This is a genomic window from Nostocoides japonicum T1-X7, assembly GCF_001046855.1.
Taxonomy (GTDB): Bacteria; Actinomycetota; Actinomycetes; order Actinomycetales; family Dermatophilaceae; genus Nostocoides; species Nostocoides japonicum.
In genome coordinates this window covers 204,853-224,030 of the sequence record NZ_HF570958.1, presented here as the reverse complement: position 1 = coordinate 224,030, position 19,178 = coordinate 204,853, and the positions used below count along the sequence as shown (strand labels likewise).

The 19,178-nt window shown below is 70.4% G+C and carries 19 protein-coding genes and 1 pseudogene; 8 read left to right on the top strand and 12 right to left on the bottom strand.

Annotation, left to right across the window (positions count from 1 at the left end):
• Positions 1–3: 3 nt before the first annotated feature.
• Positions 4–807, top strand: coding sequence for a Fic family protein (locus BN12_RS01060; RefSeq protein WP_048549657.1), 804 nt, complete (start codon positions 4–6; stop codon positions 805–807).
• 184 nt (positions 808–991) lie between these two features.
• Here the strand turns inward: BN12_RS01060 and BN12_RS01055 are convergent, their stop codons facing one another.
• Both BN12_RS01055 and BN12_RS01050 read right to left on the bottom strand, forming a co-directional pair.
• Positions 992–1,795, bottom strand: a complete 804-nt coding sequence (locus BN12_RS01055; RefSeq protein WP_083454310.1) for an ABC transporter ATP-binding protein — start codon at positions 1,793–1,795, stop codon at positions 992–994.
• Entirely contained in the window at positions 1,792–2,853 is a 1,062-nt protein-coding gene (locus BN12_RS01050) for an ABC transporter permease (protein ID WP_048549656.1), read from the bottom strand. The genes BN12_RS01055 and BN12_RS01050 overlap by 4 nt, the downstream gene beginning before the upstream one ends.
• 183 nt (positions 2,854–3,036) lie before the next feature.
• Between BN12_RS01050 and BN12_RS01045 the strand changes: the two genes are divergently transcribed.
• The gene (locus BN12_RS01045; protein ID WP_048549655.1) at positions 3,037–4,221 is read left to right on the top strand and encodes a sensor histidine kinase; all 1,185 of its coding nucleotides are present in this window, start codon (positions 3,037–3,039) and stop codon (positions 4,219–4,221) included.
• Positions 4,218–4,832, top strand: a complete 615-nt coding sequence (locus BN12_RS01040) for a response regulator transcription factor (RefSeq protein ID WP_048549654.1) — start codon at positions 4,218–4,220, stop codon at positions 4,830–4,832. The genes BN12_RS01045 and BN12_RS01040 overlap by 4 nt, the downstream gene beginning before the upstream one ends.
• A 44-nt stretch (positions 4,833–4,876) precedes the next feature.
• On the opposite strand, the gene BN12_RS01035 is transcribed toward BN12_RS01040, so the two are convergent.
• The 4 genes from BN12_RS01035 to arsM all read right to left on the bottom strand — a co-directional run bounded on the left by BN12_RS01035 (position 4,877) and on the right by arsM (position 8,437).
• On the bottom strand, positions 4,877–5,866 hold the full coding sequence (locus BN12_RS01035; RefSeq protein WP_053079920.1) for a DUF1254 domain-containing protein: 990 nt from the start codon (positions 5,864–5,866) through the stop codon (positions 4,877–4,879).
• Positions 5,867–6,117: 251 nt separating this feature from the next.
• Positions 6,118–6,531 carry an arsenate-mycothiol transferase ArsC gene (locus BN12_RS01030; RefSeq protein ID WP_048549653.1) on the bottom strand — a complete coding sequence of 138 codons (414 nt, stop codon included), beginning with the start codon at positions 6,529–6,531 and terminating at the stop codon, positions 6,118–6,120.
• 8 nt (positions 6,532–6,539) lie between these two features.
• A complete protein-coding gene (gene arsB, locus BN12_RS01025) occupies positions 6,540–7,637 on the bottom strand; it encodes an ACR3 family arsenite efflux transporter (RefSeq protein WP_048549652.1) in 1,098 nt (365 codons plus the stop codon).
• Positions 7,634–8,437, bottom strand: a complete 804-nt coding sequence (gene arsM / locus BN12_RS01020; protein WP_048549651.1) for an arsenite methyltransferase — start codon at positions 8,435–8,437, stop codon at positions 7,634–7,636. The genes arsB and arsM overlap by 4 nt, the downstream gene beginning before the upstream one ends.
• Before the next feature lie 93 nt (positions 8,438–8,530).
• Between arsM and BN12_RS01015 the strand changes: the two genes are divergently transcribed.
• The 5 genes from BN12_RS01015 to BN12_RS00995 all read left to right on the top strand — a co-directional run bounded on the left by BN12_RS01015 (position 8,531) and on the right by BN12_RS00995 (position 14,350).
• Positions 8,531–8,911: an ArsR/SmtB family transcription factor gene (locus BN12_RS01015; protein ID WP_048549650.1), complete on the top strand. Its 381-nt coding sequence runs from the start codon at positions 8,531–8,533 to the stop codon at positions 8,909–8,911.
• Positions 8,912–9,904: 993 nt separating this feature from the next.
• Complete coding sequence (locus BN12_RS01010) at positions 9,905–10,594, top strand: hypothetical protein (protein ID WP_048549649.1); 690 nt, start codon at positions 9,905–9,907, stop codon at positions 10,592–10,594.
• A complete protein-coding gene (locus BN12_RS01005) occupies positions 10,591–11,979 on the top strand; it encodes an NAD(P)/FAD-dependent oxidoreductase (RefSeq protein WP_048549648.1) in 1,389 nt (462 codons plus the stop codon). Before BN12_RS01010 ends, BN12_RS01005 begins: the two co-directional genes overlap by 4 nt.
• The gene (locus BN12_RS01000) at positions 11,976–13,277 is read left to right on the top strand and encodes an aspartate aminotransferase family protein (RefSeq protein ID WP_200901115.1); all 1,302 of its coding nucleotides are present in this window, start codon (positions 11,976–11,978) and stop codon (positions 13,275–13,277) included. Before BN12_RS01005 ends, BN12_RS01000 begins: the two co-directional genes overlap by 4 nt.
• On the top strand, positions 13,274–14,350 hold the full coding sequence (locus tag BN12_RS00995; protein ID WP_048549647.1) for a dihydrodipicolinate reductase: 1,077 nt from the start codon (positions 13,274–13,276) through the stop codon (positions 14,348–14,350). The genes BN12_RS01000 and BN12_RS00995 overlap by 4 nt, the downstream gene beginning before the upstream one ends.
• 12 nt (positions 14,351–14,362) lie before the next feature.
• On the opposite strand, the gene BN12_RS00990 is transcribed toward BN12_RS00995, so the two are convergent.
• From BN12_RS00990 to BN12_RS00975, 6 genes and pseudogenes are all read right to left on the bottom strand, one after another.
• Entirely contained in the window at positions 14,363–15,418 is a 1,056-nt protein-coding gene (locus BN12_RS00990; protein ID WP_048549646.1) for a phosphotransferase family protein, read from the bottom strand.
• Positions 15,415–15,573, bottom strand: a complete 159-nt coding sequence (locus tag BN12_RS24200; RefSeq protein WP_157635277.1) for a hypothetical protein — start codon at positions 15,571–15,573, stop codon at positions 15,415–15,417. The genes BN12_RS00990 and BN12_RS24200 overlap by 4 nt, the downstream gene beginning before the upstream one ends.
• A gap of 59 nt (positions 15,574–15,632) precedes the next feature.
• Positions 15,633–16,439, bottom strand: coding sequence for an SDR family oxidoreductase (locus BN12_RS00985; RefSeq protein ID WP_048549645.1), 807 nt, complete (start codon positions 16,437–16,439; stop codon positions 15,633–15,635).
• Positions 16,436–16,825, bottom strand: coding sequence for an AMP-binding enzyme (locus BN12_RS25960; protein ID WP_327152693.1), 390 nt, complete (start codon positions 16,823–16,825; stop codon positions 16,436–16,438). The genes BN12_RS00985 and BN12_RS25960 overlap by 4 nt, the downstream gene beginning before the upstream one ends.
• A 39-nt stretch (positions 16,826–16,864) precedes the next feature.
• Positions 16,865–17,986, bottom strand: a pseudogene (locus BN12_RS00980) (class I adenylate-forming enzyme family protein); the annotation flags it as partial.
• Between the two features lie 70 nt (positions 17,987–18,056).
• On the bottom strand, positions 18,057–19,172 hold the full coding sequence (locus BN12_RS00975) for a Zn-dependent alcohol dehydrogenase (RefSeq protein WP_048549644.1): 1,116 nt from the start codon (positions 19,170–19,172) through the stop codon (positions 18,057–18,059).
• Positions 19,173–19,178 lie beyond the last annotated feature (6 nt).

Below are 19,178 nucleotides of genomic sequence, written 5' to 3'. Positions count from 1 at the left end.
GGCGTGCGCGAGGAGCTTCTGGCCGATGCCCGGGGCGGCGACGTCGACCTCGATGCCCTCCTGGGCGACCACTTCATTCGGGATCTGCACCGGCGGTTGTGCGCCGACGTCTGGACGTGGGGCGGGCGCCTTCGGATCCGTGAGCTGTCCATCGGGGTCGAACCCGAGCAGATCTCGGTCCAACTGAGAGCGGGCTTGGAGACGATCCGGTACCGCTGGGAGAACACCACCGACTGGACAGCCCACATCCTCGGGATGGTCGTGCACGCCGAGACGACCAGGATCCATCCGTTCGCCGACGGCAACGGTCGGTCCACGCGCTTACTGGCGGACCTGGTCCACCTGGTGACGCAGCCGTCGTCGGCTCCTCCGGCCATCTATGACTGGGATCTGCCGGACAGGCTGGCCTACATCGACGCGCTACGTCGCTACGAGCGGATGCGGCCCTGGCCTCGCGCCGCCGCGATCCCGTCGCTGTGCTCGAGCCGGAGGAGATCCCGACCCGGCTGCGGTTCACCGAGCCCGAGCAGCGACCGTCCCAGCACGCGCGCCGCGGACCCAGCCTCTGACTGCTGCCCGTGTCCACAGATTCCGGCCCGCCCAGCCGTGATCGGGGCCAGCGTCGAGCCGACACCTCACCGCAAGGAGGCGACGATGACACCCACCGCCCAGGACAGCCTGTGCGATGCTGGCGTGGTGCCTGAAGCCTGTACAGCCGCTGATCCGCCGCGCGGGGTCGATGGTGCGTCAGTTGAAGTTCAACCCGTGCTTGCGCAACACCGGGACGCGCTTGTCGTAGCCCGATGAGGGTGTCGCCGTGGCCGATGGCCAGGAAGCAGGGGATCTCGGCGCCCTCGTAAACGGTCTTCGAAGCCGAAGAGGCGGTGGAACTCTGGCTTTCATGCTGGTCGGGGACGTAAAGGTCGGGCGCAGTTGCAGCGCGTCAGCTCGACGGGTCAAGAACCCCACCGCAAGTCCGCAGGCGCCGGCATCAACGTGACCGTTCGGCCCGCGGCAGCGCGCGGTGCGTCGTGGAGCCAGCGGCGCTGCTGGCGTGTGCGCGCTCATCCGTCGTGCATGCGTCCTCTTCCCGACGTGGCCGGGACAACAGTGACCGGTCGTCCCGGAGGCGTCCGTCGACCATGGTGTGGACGGCGTCGGCGCGGTCGAGGTCGGACTGCTCGTGGCTGACGAGCAGGGTCGCTACGTCCAGCTGATGCGTGAGCCGCACGACGAGGTCGACGACCGCCGCACCCCGCTCGCGGTCCAGGGCGCTGGTTGGTTCGTCGACGAGGAGCAGGCTCGGTTCGTTCATCAGGGCTCGGGCCAGGTTGACCCGCTGCCGTTGCCCCCCGGAGAGCTCTGCGGGACGTCGGTCGGCTTGCCCGAGCAGCCCGACCGCGTCCAGCAGAGCGTCGGCGCGGCGCCGGCGCGCGGCGCGGTGGGCCCGCGAGGACGGCCCGGACAGTTCGCCCATGACGACCAGCTGCTCGCGGGCGGTGAGTGCGGGAAGCAGGTTGGGCTGCTGGAAGACGATGCCGACGCGATCACGGCGCAACGCGGCCAGGGCGTCGCCGTCGAGGGTGCTGGTGTCGACGTTGTCGATGACGACCCGGCCGCTGTCGGGCCGAATGAGCAGGGCCGCGAGGGCCAGCAGGCTGGACTTGCCCGAGCCGCTGGGGCCCGTCACGCCCAGGACCTTGCCGTGCTCGATGGTGAGGATGGCGTGGTCTACGGCGACCAGGCGTCGGTCGCCGTCGGGATAGGTGAGGGTGACCTTGTCGAGCCGGATCATCGGGCGCTCCCTAGGGCGGTCAGCGGGTCGGCGGTGAGGACGGGCCGCAGGGACAGCGCGGCGCCGACGACCCCGACCAGCACGACGAGCAGCCCGGGTGCCAGCGTCGTCGCGGCGTTGAGGACGAACGGAAGGGCCGATCGCGCGAGGAGCCCCAGCCCGGCGACGAGCGCGAGCCCGAGCGCCACGCCCCCGACGAGCACGACGAGGGCCTGGGCCATGGCGTCACGCAGCACCGCGTAGCGGGAGGCGCCCAGGGCCTTGAGGACCGCGACGTCGCCGCGCCGTTGGACAGCCCACACGGCGAAGAAGGCGCCGACGACGAGGGCGGAGATGCCGACGAGCATGCCGATGATGAGGGCCAGAGAGCCGATCTCGCCGCGGAAGGCGCCGACTGCGGTCACCGAGCGCAGCGGCGACCGGGCCACCGTCTGCGTCGTGGCGGCAAGCGACGCCCAGTCCGGACTGCCCTCGACGGCGAGCGCCGTCGCATACGGCGTGGTCGAGGAGGTGCGCGCGGCGAGACCGCGCCAGTCGGTGATGGTGACCGCGACGACAGGGGTGTGGCTGTACCAGAGGTCGGGGACCACCCCCTCGACGGTGAACGTGTCGCCGGCGAGGGACACGCTGTCATCCGCCGCGACGTGCAGGTCGTCCGCGACGGACCGGGACAGGACCACGGTGTGGTCTCTCGCTGGCATCGTCCACCACCCGGGCTCGCCGCCGATGACCGCCACCGCGGTGTCGGTCCCGGCGCGCGACGCCGTGAGCTGGCTGATGCCCAGCGGCCGCACCGCGTGCGTGCCGCTGGCGTTGCGGTATGCCGTGGCAGTGGAGGCGCTGAGGCTGGACCGGTCCAGTAATGGGCCGTCGCTGCCACCCGCCGCGAGGACGATCCGGTCGGTCGGGACGGCGAGGACGGCGGATACGCTCTGGCTGGCTAGGCCGCCGGTCAGGCCGCTGAGGAAGCCAACCAGCAGGGTGATGAGGGCGACGACGGCACCGACGAGGACGAACCGTCCTCGCGCTGCGCGCAGCTCGCGCCAAGCGACGTACATGGGTGCTCCTTGGTGAGGGTTCGGGCTAGGCGCCTCGGTTGGCCGGGCTGCCCCTCCACGATCGCGTGGGCCGGGCTGCGGAGCATCGGGCGAGGGATGGTGTGAGGCGCGGCATGAGGCGGAGGCGCGACTCCGCCTTTCGATGGATGCGCGGATCACCCGCCCCCGTAGCCTGGACGAGTCATGCCGCACACGACCTTGGGCCACCTGTATGCCGCCGTCCGGCTGACCCTGCACGCCCTGTTCGCCGCCCTCGTCGCCTTCGCCGTCGGCCGGGCGGTCCTCGACGGTGGCGCCCGGGTCGGGCTCGTCATCGCGACGGCGGCGGTGCTCCTGCTGGTCTATCTGCTTGCCGACCCCGTGGCCCAGGTCTCCGACGGTCGCCCGTGGCCCGCGCCAGCCTGGCTGGCAGTTCTGTCTGCGCTGTGGATGGTGCTGCTCGCGCTCACCCCGGACGCGGCCTACCTCGTCTTTCCTCTGTTCTTCCTGTATCTGCACCTGCTGCGGACCGGTTGGGCGCTCGGCTGCGTCGGTGTCGCCACCCTCGTCGCCATCGTGGGGCTCGCGGCTCACGACCGGTGGACGGTGGGCGGCGTCGTCGGTCCGCTCGTCGCCGCCACCGTCGCCGTCGTCGTCGGCCTGACCCTGCGGGCCATGGCCGCACAGCAGGCTGAGAGGGCTGCCATCCTGGCCGAGCTCATCGCCACCCGCGACGAGCTCGCCGCCAGTGAGCGGCGGGCCGGCGCCCTCGGCGAGCGTGCCCGGCTGGCCCGGGAGATCCACGACACCGTGGCCCAGGGCCTGTCCAGCATTCAGCTGCTGCTGCACGCCGCGGAGCGCGCCGACCCCGACGGGCCGGGGGTCGACGCGATCCGCCGGGCCCGCGCGAGCGCCGGGGACAACCTCACCGAGATCCGGCGGATCATCCGCGAGCTGGCCCCCCGACCGCTGGAGGAGGCCGGGCTCGCCGGGGCGCTGCACCGACTGGGCGCCGAGACGACCGCGGTGAGTGGGATCCCCGTCACCGTCGAGGCCACCGACGACCTCGACCTTCCGACCGAAACCCAGACGGCGCTGTTGCGCATCGCCCAAGGCGCCGTCTCCAACGTCGTGCGGCATAGCGCCGGCCGGTCGGCCCGGATCCGGCTCACCAGGGACGCCGACGAGGTCGTCCTGCAGGTCAGCGACGACGGGCACGGCTTCGACGCCGAGCGCGCCGCGCGGCACCCGACCGACGGCGACTCGTTCGGGCTGCGGGCGATCCGCGAACGCGTCGACCAGCTGTCTGGCCGGATCGACCTCGACGTGGCCCCGGACCGCGGAACAACCCTCACCGTCCGCCTGCCCGGAGTCAGGACATCCACTTGATCAGGGTCCTCATCGCCGACGACCACCCCGTCGTGAGGGCCGGTCTGCGAGCGCTGCTCGACCCTGAGCCGGAGCTCTTGGTCGTCGGGGAGGCGGCCACCGCCGACGAGGCGGTCAACCGTGGGGGTGAGGTCGACGTCGTCCTCATGGACCTGCGCTTCGGGGCGGGCCCGGGCGGCGCGGTGGCCACCCGGCGGCTACGGGAGCAGCCCGGCGGCCCGCACGTCCTGGTCCTCACCAACTACGACACCGACGGCGACATCCTCGGTGCCGTCGAGGCCGGCGCCAGCGGGTACCTCCTAAAGGACGCCGGCCCCGAGGAGTTGTTCGCCGCCATCCGAGCGGCGGCCGCGGGTGAGACAGCCCTCGCCCCCACCGTCGCCAAGCGACTGCTGGAACGGGTCCGCCGACCAGACGTGTCCCCGACGGCTCGCGAGCTGGAGGTGCTGCGGCTCGTCGCCGAGGGACTGAGCAACGCCGAGGTCGCCGCCCGGCTGCACGTCACCGAGCCAACAGTCAAGTCGCACCTGGTCCACGTCTACACTCGGCTCGGCGTCACCTCCCGAACCGGAGCCGTGGCCGCTGCCCGTGCCGCCGGTCTTATCGACTGACGCAGCCGGGTGGCTTCGACCGTCCCAAACGGGGAGACCCCAGGTCAACCGTCCAGTGCGGCGAACAGCACGCCCCGCGCGGCATCCACGACCTCTCGGCGCGCTCGTCTGGGGCCACACACCCCCGACACACTGCTCGGCGGGCAGCAAAGCCAGGGCATGCCTGGCACGCTTCCGGTGATGACCCGGGATCGTCGAGGGTTACAGCCGGTCGAGCCACTCATCAAGAGACCGGGAAGTCCTCCACGTATCGCGCCGTCCACAGCTACGGAAGGGGACTCAGCGAAGGAGACTGCCGGGGCCGCTCGGCGCAGTTGGTTTGGGTGCTCCAGTGGTCGGCGCGACGGGGACGCCGATGTTGCGGAATTCGAACAACTCGGCGAGCAGGGTGTCTTGGGTGGTGATCGCTTCGTCTGTGATGGCGGCGATGTCGAGGTCGTCGTCGGCGGCCTCCAGCAGGCTCGCGACGAGAGCGTAGAGGGCCTCCTCGCCGGGCGGGTGGGGACGTCGGTGAGGACCTCGGGCAATAGGGTGAAAAACTGTTCGGGGTCGACCCACTGGGTCTCCTGCTCGCTGCCGGTGGCGTCGCCTACGGGGAAGGTGGGGGCCTGGGCCCAGTCGGTGGTTTGGGGCTGGCCGGTGTACTGATCGAGCGGGTAGACCATGACCTGGTTGATGATGGGCTGGATCGCGGCGCGGTCGGCGTCGGTGTCGTCCATGAAGATTCGGGGGATGCACACGGCGATGCGGGTGTCGAACCGGAAAGTGTCGGTGATGCAGTCTGGTACTTCGCCGTCCCAGTCGACGTGGGCGAGCAGGTACAGCCCGGGGGTGGTGTCGTACATGGCCCCGAGGCGGACGAAGGAGTCGGTGCGCTGGTCGACGACCTGGTAGACCCAGAACCGGTCGCCGAAGTCGGGGACCTGGACGACGGAGGGTCCGGCGTGAGCGTCGATGACGCCGAACCCGTAGACGAGGTCCTGGTTGGGACAAGCGACCAGCCGCTCCTCGGGGGTGATGTCGTCGCGCAGCATCCCGACGCTGCCAGGGGAGGCCCGGGCAGCCGGGGCATGATCGAGAGCCGGTTGTGCATGTTGACCAGCGGCTGGCCCCACAGGTACGTGGTTCGGGCGATGGCTCGCGCGTGGTGGCCGGATGATGCATCCCTTCTTATCAGGTCACACGCTTGGTCGTCCTCACCCCCTGGGGACGCATATCGGCTGAAATTTGGCCCCGGGGTGACGGGCTGACTTGGCCCCGTCGGGGTGGGCTTCTGAGTGGGGCTTCAGGTCGCCAAGAGCTGATGGATGAGGGCTTGGACGCGTTGGTCGATGTCGTTGCGGATGAGCCGCATTCGTGGCATTCCGGTGACGCCTCGTTGTGAGGGTTCGTCGGTGTCCCACCGCTGGACTGGTGCTGCGCCTGTGTGTGGGAGGTGGGCGTCGGCGCCGAGGATGATGACGGCGTCGACGGTGTCGAGCAGGGCGGGCTCGAGGGGTTTGGGGTATTCATCGTCGAGGGTGGCACCGATCTCGTTGAGGGCGGCGACGGTCTCGGTGTTGAGGGTTGTGCCGGGGCGGGTGCCGGCGGAGTGGACCATGAGGCGGTCGCCGGCGTGGTGGCGGGCGAGGGCTGCGGCCATCTGGGATTTGCCGGCGTTCTTGACGCAGACGAACAGCACCGAGGGAGGGGTGGTCACAAGGTCTCCTACGCGTGCGTTCGGTCGGGGTGGAGTCGGCCCCGAAGAGCGAGGGCGGCGTAGACGAGGGCAAGCAGGGCGGGGACTTCGATGAGGGGTCCGACGACGCCGGCGAGGGCTTGGCCGGAGGTGACGCCGAAGGTGGCGATGGCCACGGCGATGGCCAGCTCGAAATTGTTGCCGGCGGCGGTGAAGGCCAGCGTCGTGGTGCGGGGGTAGCCGAGGTGGAGGAGGTGCCCGGTGGCGAAGCCAGCGCCCCACATGAGGGCGAAGTAGGCCAGTAGGGGGATGGCGATGCGGGCCACGTCCAGGGGATGGCTGGTGATCTGGTGGCCTTGGAGGGCGAAGAGCATGACGATGGTGAACAGCAGCCCGTAGATGGCCCACGGACCGAGCCGGGGTAGGAACGTGGTTTCGTACCAGGGCCGGCCGCGGGCGTGTTCGCCGACGTGGCGGGTGGTGTACCCGGCGGCCAGGGGAATGCCGAGGAAGACCAGCACGGAGGCGGCGATATGCCATCCGGACACGTGGAGGTGGTCGGTGGGCAGGCCGAGCCAGCCGGGCATCACCGTCAGGTAGAACCAGCCCAGTGCGCCGAAGGTGAGGACTTGGAAGGCTGCGTTGAGGGCGACCAGGACCGCGGCGGCGTCGCGGTCGCCGCAGGCCAGGTCGTTCCAGATGATGACCATGGCGATGCACCGGGCCAGGCCGACGATGATCAGACCGGTGCGGTAGGCGGGCAGGTCGGGCAGCATCAGCCAGGCGAGGGTGAACATCAGTGCCGGCCCGACCAGCCAGTTCAGGGTCAGGGAGGCGGCCAGCAGCCGCCGGTCGCCGGTGACCGCGTCGAGGCGGTCGTAGCGAATTCTGGCAAGGACGGGGTACATCATGATCAGCAGCCCGGCGGCGATGGGCAGGGAGATCGCGCCGACCTGCACCGCGGACAGGACCCCGTCCAGGCCGGGGATCAGCCGGCCGGCGAGCAGCCCCGTGACCATGGCGCCGCCGATCCACACTGGCAGGTACCGGTCCAGACCGGACAGCCGACCGGCGACGGCGGGCCGCTCTGTGGCGGCGGTCGTCGTGGCGGTGTCGGGTCGGGTCATCGGTGGGGCTTGGTGGCCCGCACGATGGCGGCGTACATCCCGGGCGCGGCCTGGTGGGTGAACTCCACGGTAGCCTCGGCGAACCCGGCAGAGGCTAGGCCCTGCAGGTACTCGCTGCGGGACAGGGCGCCGGCGATGCAGCCGACGTAGGAGCCGCGCTCGGCCCGGTCGGCGGCGCTCAGGTGGTCCTCGGCGACGATGTCGGAGACCCCGATCCTCCCGCCGGGGGTCAGGACGCGGAACATCTCGGCGAGCACGGCGGGTTTGTCGGTGGACAGGTTGATGACGCAGTTGGAGATCACCACGTCGACCGCTCCATCCGGCAGCGGGACGTCCTCGATAGTGCCGGCGAGGAACTCCACGTTCGTCGCGCCCGCGCTGGCCTGGTTGGCACGGGCCAAGGCGAGCATCTCGGCGGTCATGTCCCCCCCGTAGGCGAAGCCGGTCGGCCCGACCCGCCGCGCGGACAGCAGCACGTCGATGCCGCCGCCCGAGCCCAGGTCCAGGACCCGCTCCCCGGGGCGCAGGTCGGCGACGGCCAGCGGGTTGCCGCAGCCGAGCGACGCCGCCACCGTCGCGACCGGCAGCAGCTCCTGCTCCTCGCCGCTGTACAGGGAGGCACCGAAGGACTCATCGACCTCGGTGCCCGGGCCGCCGCAGCAGTCGTCGCCGGACGTGCCGCAGCACGCCGTCACCGCTGGCGCACCCAGCGCCGTCAACGCGGTCCGGCCCTGCCCGGACACCGCCGTCGCGGCCGCGGCATACCGGGACCGCACTTGCTCACGCAGCTCGTCGGACATCACATGCACTCCATCGGATAGAGGATCATCGATGGGTGAGATGTCACCACAACGCATCGAGATCTGTCAATGGATTGTGGCAGGATAGCGGGTATGCCGTCCCGGACCGTCCTGACGATCGCCCCCGTCGAGGCCGCCGCGGCGGTGTGCTGTTCGCCGGTCGCCGGCGGCGCCCTGGATGTCGGACAGGCTCAGCAGTTGGCGCGGATGTTCAAGGCGCTGGGCGACCCTACCCGGGTGCGGCTGGTGTCGCTCATCGCGGCCAGCGGCACCGGTGGGGCGTGCATCTGTGACCTGACCGGCCCGGTCGGGCTGTCCCAGCCGACGGTGTCCCACCACATGCGGCTGCTGGTTGAGGCCGGGCTGGTCACCCGCGAGCAACGAGGGAAGTGGGCCTACTACGCCATCGTCCCCGACACCCTCGCTGCGCTGGGGCGGGCGCTGACGGCAAGGGGGGAACTTTCGGCCCAGTGACTCCTTCAGCCGGCCCGCTGGGCATCAGATGCGGTCCGTCGATGACGTCGCAGGCCAGTCCGGCGTCACTGAACTTGCCCAGAGTCGGGGGTTTCCGGGCACGGCTGCAGATCCACGCCGACAGTTCCAATGACCTGCACGAAGGACACATCGACCGCCTGGACAACGCGGTGGCGGGGTCCCATCCGCTCCAATTCACTTGCTGGCGCGGAGACCGTATTCAACCGGGCCGAATCGGCACTCGCTAGCCAGCCCGGTCTCGGGCGCGGTCTGTCGGAGTGAGCCGGTGGCGTCTGGTCGGCACCCGCGATGTCGGATTGAGGATGTGAGCCGGGTTGACGTCCAGGGAGCGGGCGACGTCGAGCTGGTTGTGGTCGATCAGCCAGCGGACGGTCCTCGGGGACGCGTCCCCGGGATCCCAAGCACACCCCTCCGGCGGGCGAGAGGGTCAACCGGTCGGGTGGTCGCCCTGCACTGGATGGGCCCACATGGCCAACACTCCCGTGCAGGGCGAGAACTCTCGTGCGAGGCGGCCACCATCGTGCGGGGCGAACTCTCGGGCGCAGCTCGTCGCGGGCAGAACTGAGCCGACGAACCTACCGGGCCAGCGCACTCAATACCTTCCGTCCTTGGGCCGGCGGTGTGGGGACGCGGTGTCGAGGAGTTCCCGACGACAGGGATCGCGGGTTGGCGCGAGTTGGGAATCATCTCGTGGTAAGCGTCGCGCAGCGGGTCGATCGCGCCGAGGTGGCGCTCTGACGTCCCGACGGGTCCCGAGGGGCAGGCGGTGCCGACTGCACCCCGCGCGGAAAGTCCTGGTGCAGCCAGCACATTGCCCGTTGCGAAGTGCCTTCCGACACTGGGGTATCCGATCGGAACGACCGATCAGAACCGCAAGGGCGCGAGGCGCGAGAGGCGGTCTGGGCCACCCGGCCACGACCATCAAGGAGCCGACAATCCGCCCGCGGTAGTGAACGCGAGAGGAACGCCACCGTGAGGGACATTCTCTTCTTCCTGGCCGATGTCGCCCTGATCTTCATCGGCTTCTTCTTCGGCTGGCGCTTCATCCGGCGCTACCACAACTACCTGCTCGGAGTGGAGTGGATGGTGGTCGGCGTCTCGGCCACCAACTTCCTCGTGGGATCCCTCTTCGGAGGATCGCATCCAGATGCCTTCCTGCATGTCTCCTACGTCCTCGACGCCTTCTCCCGGTCGTTCGGGATCACCCTGATCCTCGTCCTGGGTCTCATGGCGGTCACCCACCGCTACCGTCCTCCGGTCGCCGTCGACGTCGGCGTGTTCGCCCTGACGCTCGTCACTGCATACTTTCTCGCGCCGTTCCACGACGACACGCTGCACGTGCCGACCGCGACCTTCTACCTGCTGATGAACCTGGCGACGCTCCCCTTCCTCGCCTACTTCGTCAAGCGACTGTGGGAGGCGGGCTCCCATCGGCTGGCCGGCTGGACCGCACTGGTCACCCTGGCGGCAACCGTGATCGCCCTGACCTACGACTTCTTCCCGCTGCCCTTCGACGACGCCAACCGGACGATCTTCTACACCGCCGCCCTCACCACCTGGGCCGGGCAGGGCCTGGTCTACTTCCTGGCCTACCAGGCGCTCCACGACCACAACGTGTCGAACGAGGTCGTCGACCGCGACGGTGCGCGGGCCGCCGCATGAGGACGGACCAGGTCGAGTACCTCACCTTCTCTGGCTGGGGCGACCCGCCGACAGACCTCCGGCCCGCGCTCGACGGCGACCTCAGCTGCGACGTCGCGGTCATCGGTGGCGGCATGGGCGGGATGGCGACGGCCCTGCGCCTGGCCGAACGAGGACGGGACGTCGTGCTCCTCGAGGCTGAGTTCTGCGGCTACGGGTCCAGCTCGCGCAACGGTGGGCAGATCGCGGGCGCCCCCGGTGGCGACCTGCGCTTGCTGACCCTGTTCACCCACAAGAAGATGCCCGGCATCGTCCGGCTCGCCGAGAACGCCGGCCGCTACGTCGAGGGCCTGATCGCCACCCACGACATCGACTGCGAGTACGTCCCCAACGGCCTCGTGTGGGGCGCGGTGTCGCCGATCCAGATGGTGCGCGTCAAGACCTTTGCCGCGATCTTCAAGCGGTTCGGCGGGCACGGCCAGGTGGGCACCAGCGAGGAACTGGGCATCCCGCGCAGCTTCGTCGGCGGGATGCGAGAGAACGTCGGCGGGATGCTCAACCCGCGCAAGCTGACCGCCGGCGTCCGACGAGCCGTGCTGGCCTCCGGTGCGCGGGTCTTCGAGGGCACGAAGGTCATCGACGTGCGCCGGCGCCACGGGGCGGTCGACATCGTCACGGCGAACGGCAGCGTGCACGCCAACAGCGTTGTCATCGCAACGAATGCGTATGCCGGTGACTGGCAGACCACCCCCAAGAACCTGTCGCTCCCGCTCTACGTCATCGAGGCCGAGAGCGAGCCGATCCCGGCGGACAAGCTGGCCGCGCTCGGCTGGACGAGCCGCTCGGGCGTCATCACCCAGCACCAGATCATGACCCACTACCGGCTCACCGAGCGGAACACCCTCGTCTTCGGGGTCCGCCGTGCCGAGCGCGGTCCGGCCTACCCGCTGCCGACGAACAAGACTCCCGACCCGAGTCTCGTGCGTGACCTGGCGAAGGCGGTCGACGAGATGTTCCCATCGCTGGCCGGCCTGGCCGTCGAGCGCGCCTGGGGCGGCTGGATCGCCATCACCGCCTCGTGGCTGTCGGTCGCGGGGCGGGTCGAGGACAACGTCTACTACTCCATCGGCTGCAACGGTCACGGTCTGTGTCAGGCGCCCTACATCGGGTCGCTCATCGCCGACCTCATCGTCGACGGGCGCGCACCCGAGGATCTCGACGTGGTCTGGACCGACACGAACAAGTTCCCCCCGATCGTGTTGCTGGACCCCGTCTCGCTGCGGACCATCTGGGCGCTCGACCGCGTCGGCGACGCCGTCAACCGCTTCGTCCGCACGACCCGCGCCCGGTGGCGTACCCGTCGTGGGAGCGGTCGACGAGCCCTCGCCCCCATCGACGGAGGGTGACCGTGGCCCTGGACTCCTCGCGCGCGGCATACGAGCGTGCCCGGCTGAGCATCGGTGGCGGGGTGGGCTCCGGCCTTCGCGCGGCGATGCAGCCGCACCCGCTGTTCGTGCGCGCGGCGCGCGGCGCCCACGTGTGGGACCTCGACGGCGACCGCTACGTCGACTACGTGATGGCCTGGGGGCCGATGGTCCTCGGCCACAGCGACCCGCGGATCATCGAGGCCGTCGCGGAGGTGCTGCCCCGCATGCAGGTCGTGGGCACCGGACACGAGATGGAGCACCGGGCGGCCGAGGCCGTGCTCGCGGCCGTCCCCCACGGGGAGCGACTGCTGTGGAGCAACACCGGGACCGAGGCGGTGCAGGTCGCGCTGCGCCTCGCGCGAGCCGGGACCGGTCGACGCCGGGTCCTCAAGTTCGCCAAGAGCTATCACGGCTGGCACGACACGGTGTATGCCGCGATGGACGAGGCGTCCGACTCCGCCGGGTCCGCCGTCGACGAGCGCGCGATGTCCGCGAGCAGAGGCCAGTCACCGAGCGTCCTGGACGACCTCGTCGTCGCCCGGTTCAACGACGTCGCCCAGGTCGAGCGGATCCTCGGCGAGGCGGTCGAGCGCGACCTCGCGGCCGTCCTCGTCGACCCCATCATGAGCAACGCCGGGGTCGAGGTCCCGTCGCCGGAGTTCCTCGCGACCCTGCGGTCGATGTGTGACCGGCACGGCGTCGTCCTCATCTTCGACGAGGTGATCGCGGGGTTCAGGATCGCCCGAGGCGGGGCCGCCGAACGCTTCGGGGTCCGGCCCGACCTGTCCGTCTTCGGTAAGGCGATGGCCGGCGGCTTCACCCAGAGCGCCGTCGTCGGTCGCGCCGACCTCATCGACCAGGTGACGTCCGGGGTGACCCACGCGGGCACCTTCAACGCGAACCCCATCGCGCTCGCCGCGGTCGAGGCGACGATGGGCGCCCTGGCGGAGCCGGGGCTGTATGCCGCGCTCGAGGCGATCTCGGCGACCTTCCACGACCGGATCGGCGGGATCCTCGACGCCGCCCCCGACGGCGGCAGCCTGCGCCGGATCGGCTCGCTGTTGCAGTACGTCCCCGGCTCGGGGGCCACCGGACTGCACGGAACCGGCGGTCGTTGGGGCGAGATCCTCGCCGGCATGCTCCGTCGTGGCCACCAGTTCATGCCGTCGGGGAAGGTCTTCCTCAGCACGGCACACACCTCGTCCGACATCGAGTCCACCGCCCTCGCGCTGGAGCAGCTGCTCGGTGCGCCCAACCCCGGCAAGGACCCATCATGAGCAGTCACCAGGTTGTCGTCATTGGACTCGGCGCCACCGGACGTGCGATAGCCACGTCACTGCTGCAGCGCATCGACGTCGATGTCGTGGGAGCAGCCGACCAAGACCCGCGCCTTGTCGGGCAGGATCTCGGGGTTCTGCTGGGTGGCACCGCCAATGGGGTCGTCGTCACCAGCTCGCCCACCACACTGCCGGCCGCCAACCTCGCCGTCGTCGCTACGACCTCGGATCTCGCACAGGTGGCCGACACCCTCGTTCCGCTGCTTGAGCGCTCGTACAACGTGATCAGCATCTGCGAGGAACTCGCCTATCCGTGGGAGAGCCACCCCGAGTTGGCACGCAGACTGCATGAGGCGGCCACCGCGCATGGCGTGACCGTCCTCGGCAGCGGAGCCAACCCAGGCGTCCTGATGGACACGCTTCCTCTGTTGCTCACCGCTCTGACGCAACGCGCGCTGAGCGTGCGGATCCGTCGTCGCACCAACATGTCCCGCTACGGCGCGATCCTGACCAAGTTCGGTCTGGGATTGACGCCGACGCAGTTCGACCAAGACCGCAGGCGCGGCCAGGTGCTCGGGCACCACGGCTTCGAGCAGGCCATCGGCGCACTCGCCGCCGGGCTCGGTTGGGACCTCGACGCCATCGAGGTCGACGACGTTGCCGCGACGATTGTCACGTCGTCGCCGCGCGATGGCGACCACGTGCGCATCGAGCCGGGCCAGATCTCAGCAGTCACGCACGCCGCGCGCGGCCTGGTGAACGGGCAGGTGGTGATCGACCTGGAAATCATGTTCGGGTTCTTCGAGTCGACCGATAGCGTCACCGCCGGAGACGACTACGAGATTGTCGGCGAGGAGCAGGTCATCGAACTGCGCTCGTCCGTGGGATTCGACTCCTTCCTCAGCACCATCGCAGCAGCTGTGAACGCCGCGGCCGCGGTGATCGAGGCGCCGCCCGGCCTGCTGTCGATGGGTGACCTTCCGGTCCGGGCCTTGGCCGCCAAAGGAGGGCGCCGAGACCTGGCGGCCCACGGGTCGTGCGCACACTTGGACTCGGTGGAGAATGCTGGCTGAGTCCGTCCGGGGTCACAGCTCGTTGGCATGCCGCAGAGCCTGTTCCAGCAGGAGCGGCACCCCGTCCGCCAAGGCCGGGGCGAACTCATCGCCCGGGCGCTCGCCGTCCAGCCAGCGGGTGTGCATCGCCTCGCAGAAGATCGCCGCCTTCCACAGGGCGAGGGTCTGGTACCAGGGCAGCGGCGTGAGATCGAGCGCCGACGCTGCGGCATACAGCTCCGTCAGGTCGGCCGTCGTGGCGAACCCAGGCAAACCGGTGACGGGCGAGAGGTGCAGCGGCGTCGGCATCGTGCCCGGCTCGGACCACGTCGCCGTCAGGTAGCCGAGGTCCGCCAAGGGGTCGCCGAGGGTAGCCATCTCCCAGTCGAGGACGGCCAAGACCCTTGCGGGAGGAATGCGCTCGAACATGAGGTTGCCGATGCGGTAGTCGCCGTGGACGAGGGCCGGGCGTTGGCTCATCGGTCGGTGACGGCTCAGCCATTGCGCGAGCTCGTCGACGAGGGGCAGCTCGCGGCGACTGTTGACGCTCCACAGGCCGGCGAATCTGGTGACCTGTCGGTCGAGGTAGCCGTCGGGCCGGCCGAAGGCCGACAGCTCACCGTGGGTGACGTCGACGGAGTGCAGCCGCAGCAAGATGTCGACGACGACCGCTCCGATCGCGGCACGATCAGACCTGGAGTCCAGCGCGGTCGGAAGGCTGTCGGTGACCACCTCGCCGTCGAGCGCAGACATCACGTAGAAGGGCACGCCGAGCACGGACTCGTCCTCGCAGACGGCGAGGATCTCCGGGACCGGGAGGCCCTCGCGGCACACGAGCTGCTGGATCCGGGCCTCCCGGACCATGTCGTGCGCCGACCGGGGCAGGGGCGGGCGCGGCCCGCGACGCAGCAGATAGGTGACATTGGACTGCCCAGCACCGATCCGTTGCCACGCGATCGGCCCCTCCCCGATCCCGTGCGCGTCGAGAAGGTCCCGGACCGCGTCGAGGACGAGCAGTGGCTGATGGGTCAGGCCGCACGCGTCCCGTTGCCGTTGGACGACCTCCACGCCGTCGGGCTCGGTGGTCACGACGGCCTCGACTGGTCTGCGATCTCGCGCTCCCGACGGCTCGACGCCCGCCGGGCCATGGCCCACTTGTGGGTCTCGTTCGTGCCGTCGTAGATCCGGAACGGACGGACCTCGGCAAGGTACTGCGCGAGGGGGAGGCGGTCATGGTCGGTCATCGTGCCCTCGTCTTCCGTAGCGTCGTGCGGATGATGGACATGGTTGTCGGACAGAGTCTTCAGGCCGTGCCACCAGCGACGGCGAGGCCGCCGTCGACGGTGAGGACCTCGCCGGTCACCCAGGTGGCGTCGTCGGACGCGAGATAGGCGACGGCCGCCGCGACGTCGTCGGGATGGCCGAGCCGCTTCATCGGGTATGCCGCGGCCGTCTCCTCCTCGTGTCCCTCGTAGAGCGCCCGCGCGAACCGGGTCCTGACCACGGCCGGCGACACGGCGTTGACCCGAAGACCGGGGCCGCACTCGGCGGCGAGGGTCCTCGTCAGGTGCGCGAGCGCGGCCTTGCTCACGCCGTACATCCCGATCCCCGGCGAGGGTATGTCGCCGGTCACCGAGGTGATCGTGACGACGCTGCCCCGCGTCGCGAACCCGACCGGGTCGGCGGACGCCGCCCGCTGCAACCAGGTCAGCGGCGCGAGGACGTTGACCTCCAGGATCTTGCGGGCCGCCGCGACGTCGAGATCGAGGAGCGGGCCGTATGCCGGGTTGATCCCCGCGTTGAGCACGAGGACGTCGAGCCGACCGAGGTCGCTCAGGACGCCGGTGATGACCTCGGCCTGGTGGCCCGGGTCGTCGGCCGTGCCGGCGAAACCGCGGACGCGACCGCCCGACCCGGCGGCAGCGACGAGGTCGACGGCCTCGGCCAAGGTCTCGGGCGTGCGCGCGGTGAGTGCCACGTCGGCGCCCTCGGCAGCCAGCCGACAGGCGATCGCGAGTCCGATGCCGCGGCTCGCGCCGGTGACGATCGCAGTCCGTCCGCGCAGCCGTTGCGGGGCCGGGGCAGCGGTCCGATCCTGGTGCGCCGTCACGGCTTCGCGCCCCGGTCGCGCAGGACGTTGCGGCGGATCTTGCCGGTCTGGGCCTTCGGCAGCTCGTCGATGATCTCGAGCCGGCGCGGCACCTTGTAGGCCGCGAGTCGCTTCCGTGCATGGGCCACGAGGGACTCCGGGGTCGCGACAGCGCCGGCCCGCAGCGAGACGTAGGCCGCGACGCTCTCGCCGCGGTACTCGTCGGGCTCGCCGACGACCGCGACCTCACGGACGTCGGGGTGCTCGTACAACGCGTCCTCGACCTCCCGCGGCCACACCTTGTAGCCCGAGACGTTGATCTGGTCCTTGAGCCGGTCGACGAGGTAGACCCACCCCTCGGCGTCGATGATCGCGACGTCTCCGGTCCGCAGCCGGCCGCCCGGCATCGTGGTCGCGGTGTCCTCCGGACGGCGCCAGTAGCCGGGCACGACCTGCGGCCCGGTGAGCTCCAGCTCGCCCTGCTGCAAAGGCGGTCGGGGCGTCCCGTCGGGGGCGACGACCCGGGCGGTCAGCCCGGGGAGCGGCATGCCGATCGCCAGAGTTCCGCTCGCGGACTCCACGGGAGCCCGCGAGGCGATGGGCACGACGATGACGGCCGACGAGGTCTCGGTCATCCCGTAGGCGTTGTGGATGTAGTGCCCGAAGCGCTCCTCGAAGCGCTCCACCGTGGCGGGGGGAATCGGCGCGCCGCCGGAGCAGAGCACCTTGACGCTCGCGAAGTGATCGGCGCCGACCCAGGGGACGGCCGCCATCGCGTTGTATGCCGTGATCGAGCCGATCGTCGTCGTCACGCCCTGCTCGACGAACGTTTCCAGCGCGACCTCGGGGTGGAAGCGACCGGCGAGCGCCAGGGTCGCGTCGGCCAGCAGCGCGACCGTCGCGTTGACGACGGCGCCGGTGATGTGGAACAGCGGGGCCATCGCGAAGACGACGTCACCGGACTCCAGGCCGGTCCACGCGGCATACGTCGAGGTGACGGCCACGAGGTTGGCGTGGGTGTTCATCGCGCCCTTGGGCGGGCCGGTCGTCCCCGACGTGTAGGTCAACAGGGCGATGTCGTCACCGGTGAGCTCCAGGCCTGGTGGGCCCTGGCCCAGACGAGCCGAGACCAGAGCACGTAGATCGTTGGCGGGCGACGCAGTCGGATGCGTGAGTTCCGGGAGGACCCGTGGGTCGTTGCGCGTCTGGTAGTCCCGGTCTGAGGTGGTCACCGTCCACCGCACACTGCTGCCCGCGAGGGTCTCGAGGGACTCCTCGAGGTCGGCGTCGCGGCATACGAAACCGGTGGCCCCCGCGTCGTCGACGAGCCGCCGCAACTCGGCCCTGCGGTACATGGGGTTGAGGATGAGCGCCGTCGCGCCGAGCTTCCACAGGGCCAGGAGGGCGACGACGAACTGGGGGATGTTCTGCAGGTACAACCCGACCCGGTCACCGCGACCGGTGCCCCGCTCGGCGAAGGCGACAGCCAGGGCGTCGGACTCCTCGTCCAGCTCAGCGGCGGTGAGCCGACCGTCGAAGTACGTGACGGCGACACCGTCCGGCCGGGCGGCGACGCGGGCCCGTCAGGCGGCCACGAGTGTGGTGGGGCTCGTCCCCGGGATCGAGGCGGTCATCGCGTCAGTACCTGATGACCGTGCGGATGCCGACCCCGCGCACGAGGTCGTCGAAGCCGTCGTTGATCTGGTCGAGGGTGATCAGCCGGGTGACGAGCGAGTCCAGGTCGATCCGCTTGTTGACGTACTGGTCGACGAGCATGGGGAAGTCGGTGTCGGCCCGGCTGGAGCCGTAGTTGGACCCGATGAGCTGCAGCTCGGAGTCGGACATGACGAAAGGGTCGATGGAGATCCGCACCCCGTCGGCCACCTGACCGGCGACGACGGCGCGGCCGCCCCGGGCCAAGGATCCGTAGGCCGCCTCGATGGTCTGCGCGAGTCCGATGGCCTCGACCGCGACGTCGACGCCCCGGGCGTCGGTGAGCCGGGCGACGGCATCGGCCAGGGGTTCCCGGCCCGTGTTGACGACGTCGGTCGCGCCGAAGTGGCGGGCCTGCTCCAGCCGCGCGTCAGAGAGGTCGGCGGCGATGATCATGCGGGCGCCGACGAGTCGAGCGCCCTGGACCGCGTTGAGTCCCACGCCGCCGCAGCCGATGACGAGGACGACCTCGCTCGGTCGCACCTTGGCGGTGTTGACGACCGCACCGACGCCGGTCGTCACGGCACAGCCGATGAGCGAGGCCTGCTCGAAGGGCGCCTGCGGTCCGACGACGATGGCGGCCGATGCCGGCACCATGACGTACTCACCGAAGGTGCCCAGACCGGCGAAGCTGAAGACCTCTTCGCCGGCCGCGGCGCCGACCCGGGTCCTCCCGTCGAAGGACAGGTGGTTGGCCGAGTGCTCGCTCACCAGGTCGCAGAGCACCGGCCGCCCGGAGACGCAGTAACGGCACCGGCGGCAGGACGGGGTCCACGACAGGACGACGTGGTCGCCCTCGGTCAGACCGGTGACGCCCTCGCCGACGGCCTCGACGACCCCAGCGCCCTCGTGTCCGAGGATCATCGGGGTCGGCGCCTCCCACTCGCCGACGATGACATGCAGGTCGCTGTGGCACAGGCCGCTGGCCTTCACCCGGACGAGCACGTCACCCGGCGGTGGCGTCGATGCGACGGACACCCGCTCGACGGTGAGGGGCTCGTTGGGTGCGCGGAAGACGGCGGCGTCGAACTCGATGGTCATGATGGA

Bases quoted from the DNA above. Each gene is read 5' to 3' on its own strand.
- arsB (WP_048549652.1), bottom strand. From the start codon at position 7,637: ATGACCCGACCCGACACCGCCACGACGACCGCCGCCACAGAGCGGCCC.
- BN12_RS25960 (WP_327152693.1), bottom strand. From the start codon at position 16,825: ATGCCGGGCGGCCGGCTGCGGACCGGAGACGTCGCGATCATCGACGCC.
- BN12_RS00975 (WP_048549644.1), bottom strand. From the start codon at position 19,172: ATGACCATCGAGTTCGACGCCGCCGTCTTCCGCGCACCCAACGAGCCC.
- BN12_RS01035 (WP_053079920.1), bottom strand. From the start codon at position 5,866: ATGCTGCGCGACGACATCACCCCCGAGGAGCGGCTGGTCGCTTGTCCC.
- BN12_RS01055 (WP_083454310.1), bottom strand. From the start codon at position 1,795: ATGATCCGGCTCGACAAGGTCACCCTCACCTATCCCGACGGCGACCGA.
- BN12_RS01045 (WP_048549655.1), top strand. From the start codon at position 3,037: ATGCCGCACACGACCTTGGGCCACCTGTATGCCGCCGTCCGGCTGACC.
- BN12_RS01005 (WP_048549648.1), top strand. From the start codon at position 10,591: ATGAGGACGGACCAGGTCGAGTACCTCACCTTCTCTGGCTGGGGCGAC.
- BN12_RS24200 (WP_157635277.1), bottom strand. From the start codon at position 15,573: ATGACCGACCATGACCGCCTCCCCCTCGCGCAGTACCTTGCCGAGGTC.
- BN12_RS01015 (WP_048549650.1), top strand. From the start codon at position 8,531: ATGCCGTCCCGGACCGTCCTGACGATCGCCCCCGTCGAGGCCGCCGCG.
- arsM (WP_048549651.1), bottom strand. From the start codon at position 8,437: ATGTCCGACGAGCTGCGTGAGCAAGTGCGGTCCCGGTATGCCGCGGCC.
- BN12_RS00995 (WP_048549647.1), top strand. From the start codon at position 13,274: ATGAGCAGTCACCAGGTTGTCGTCATTGGACTCGGCGCCACCGGACGT.
- BN12_RS01050 (WP_048549656.1), bottom strand. From the start codon at position 2,853: ATGTACGTCGCTTGGCGCGAGCTGCGCGCAGCGCGAGGACGGTTCGTC.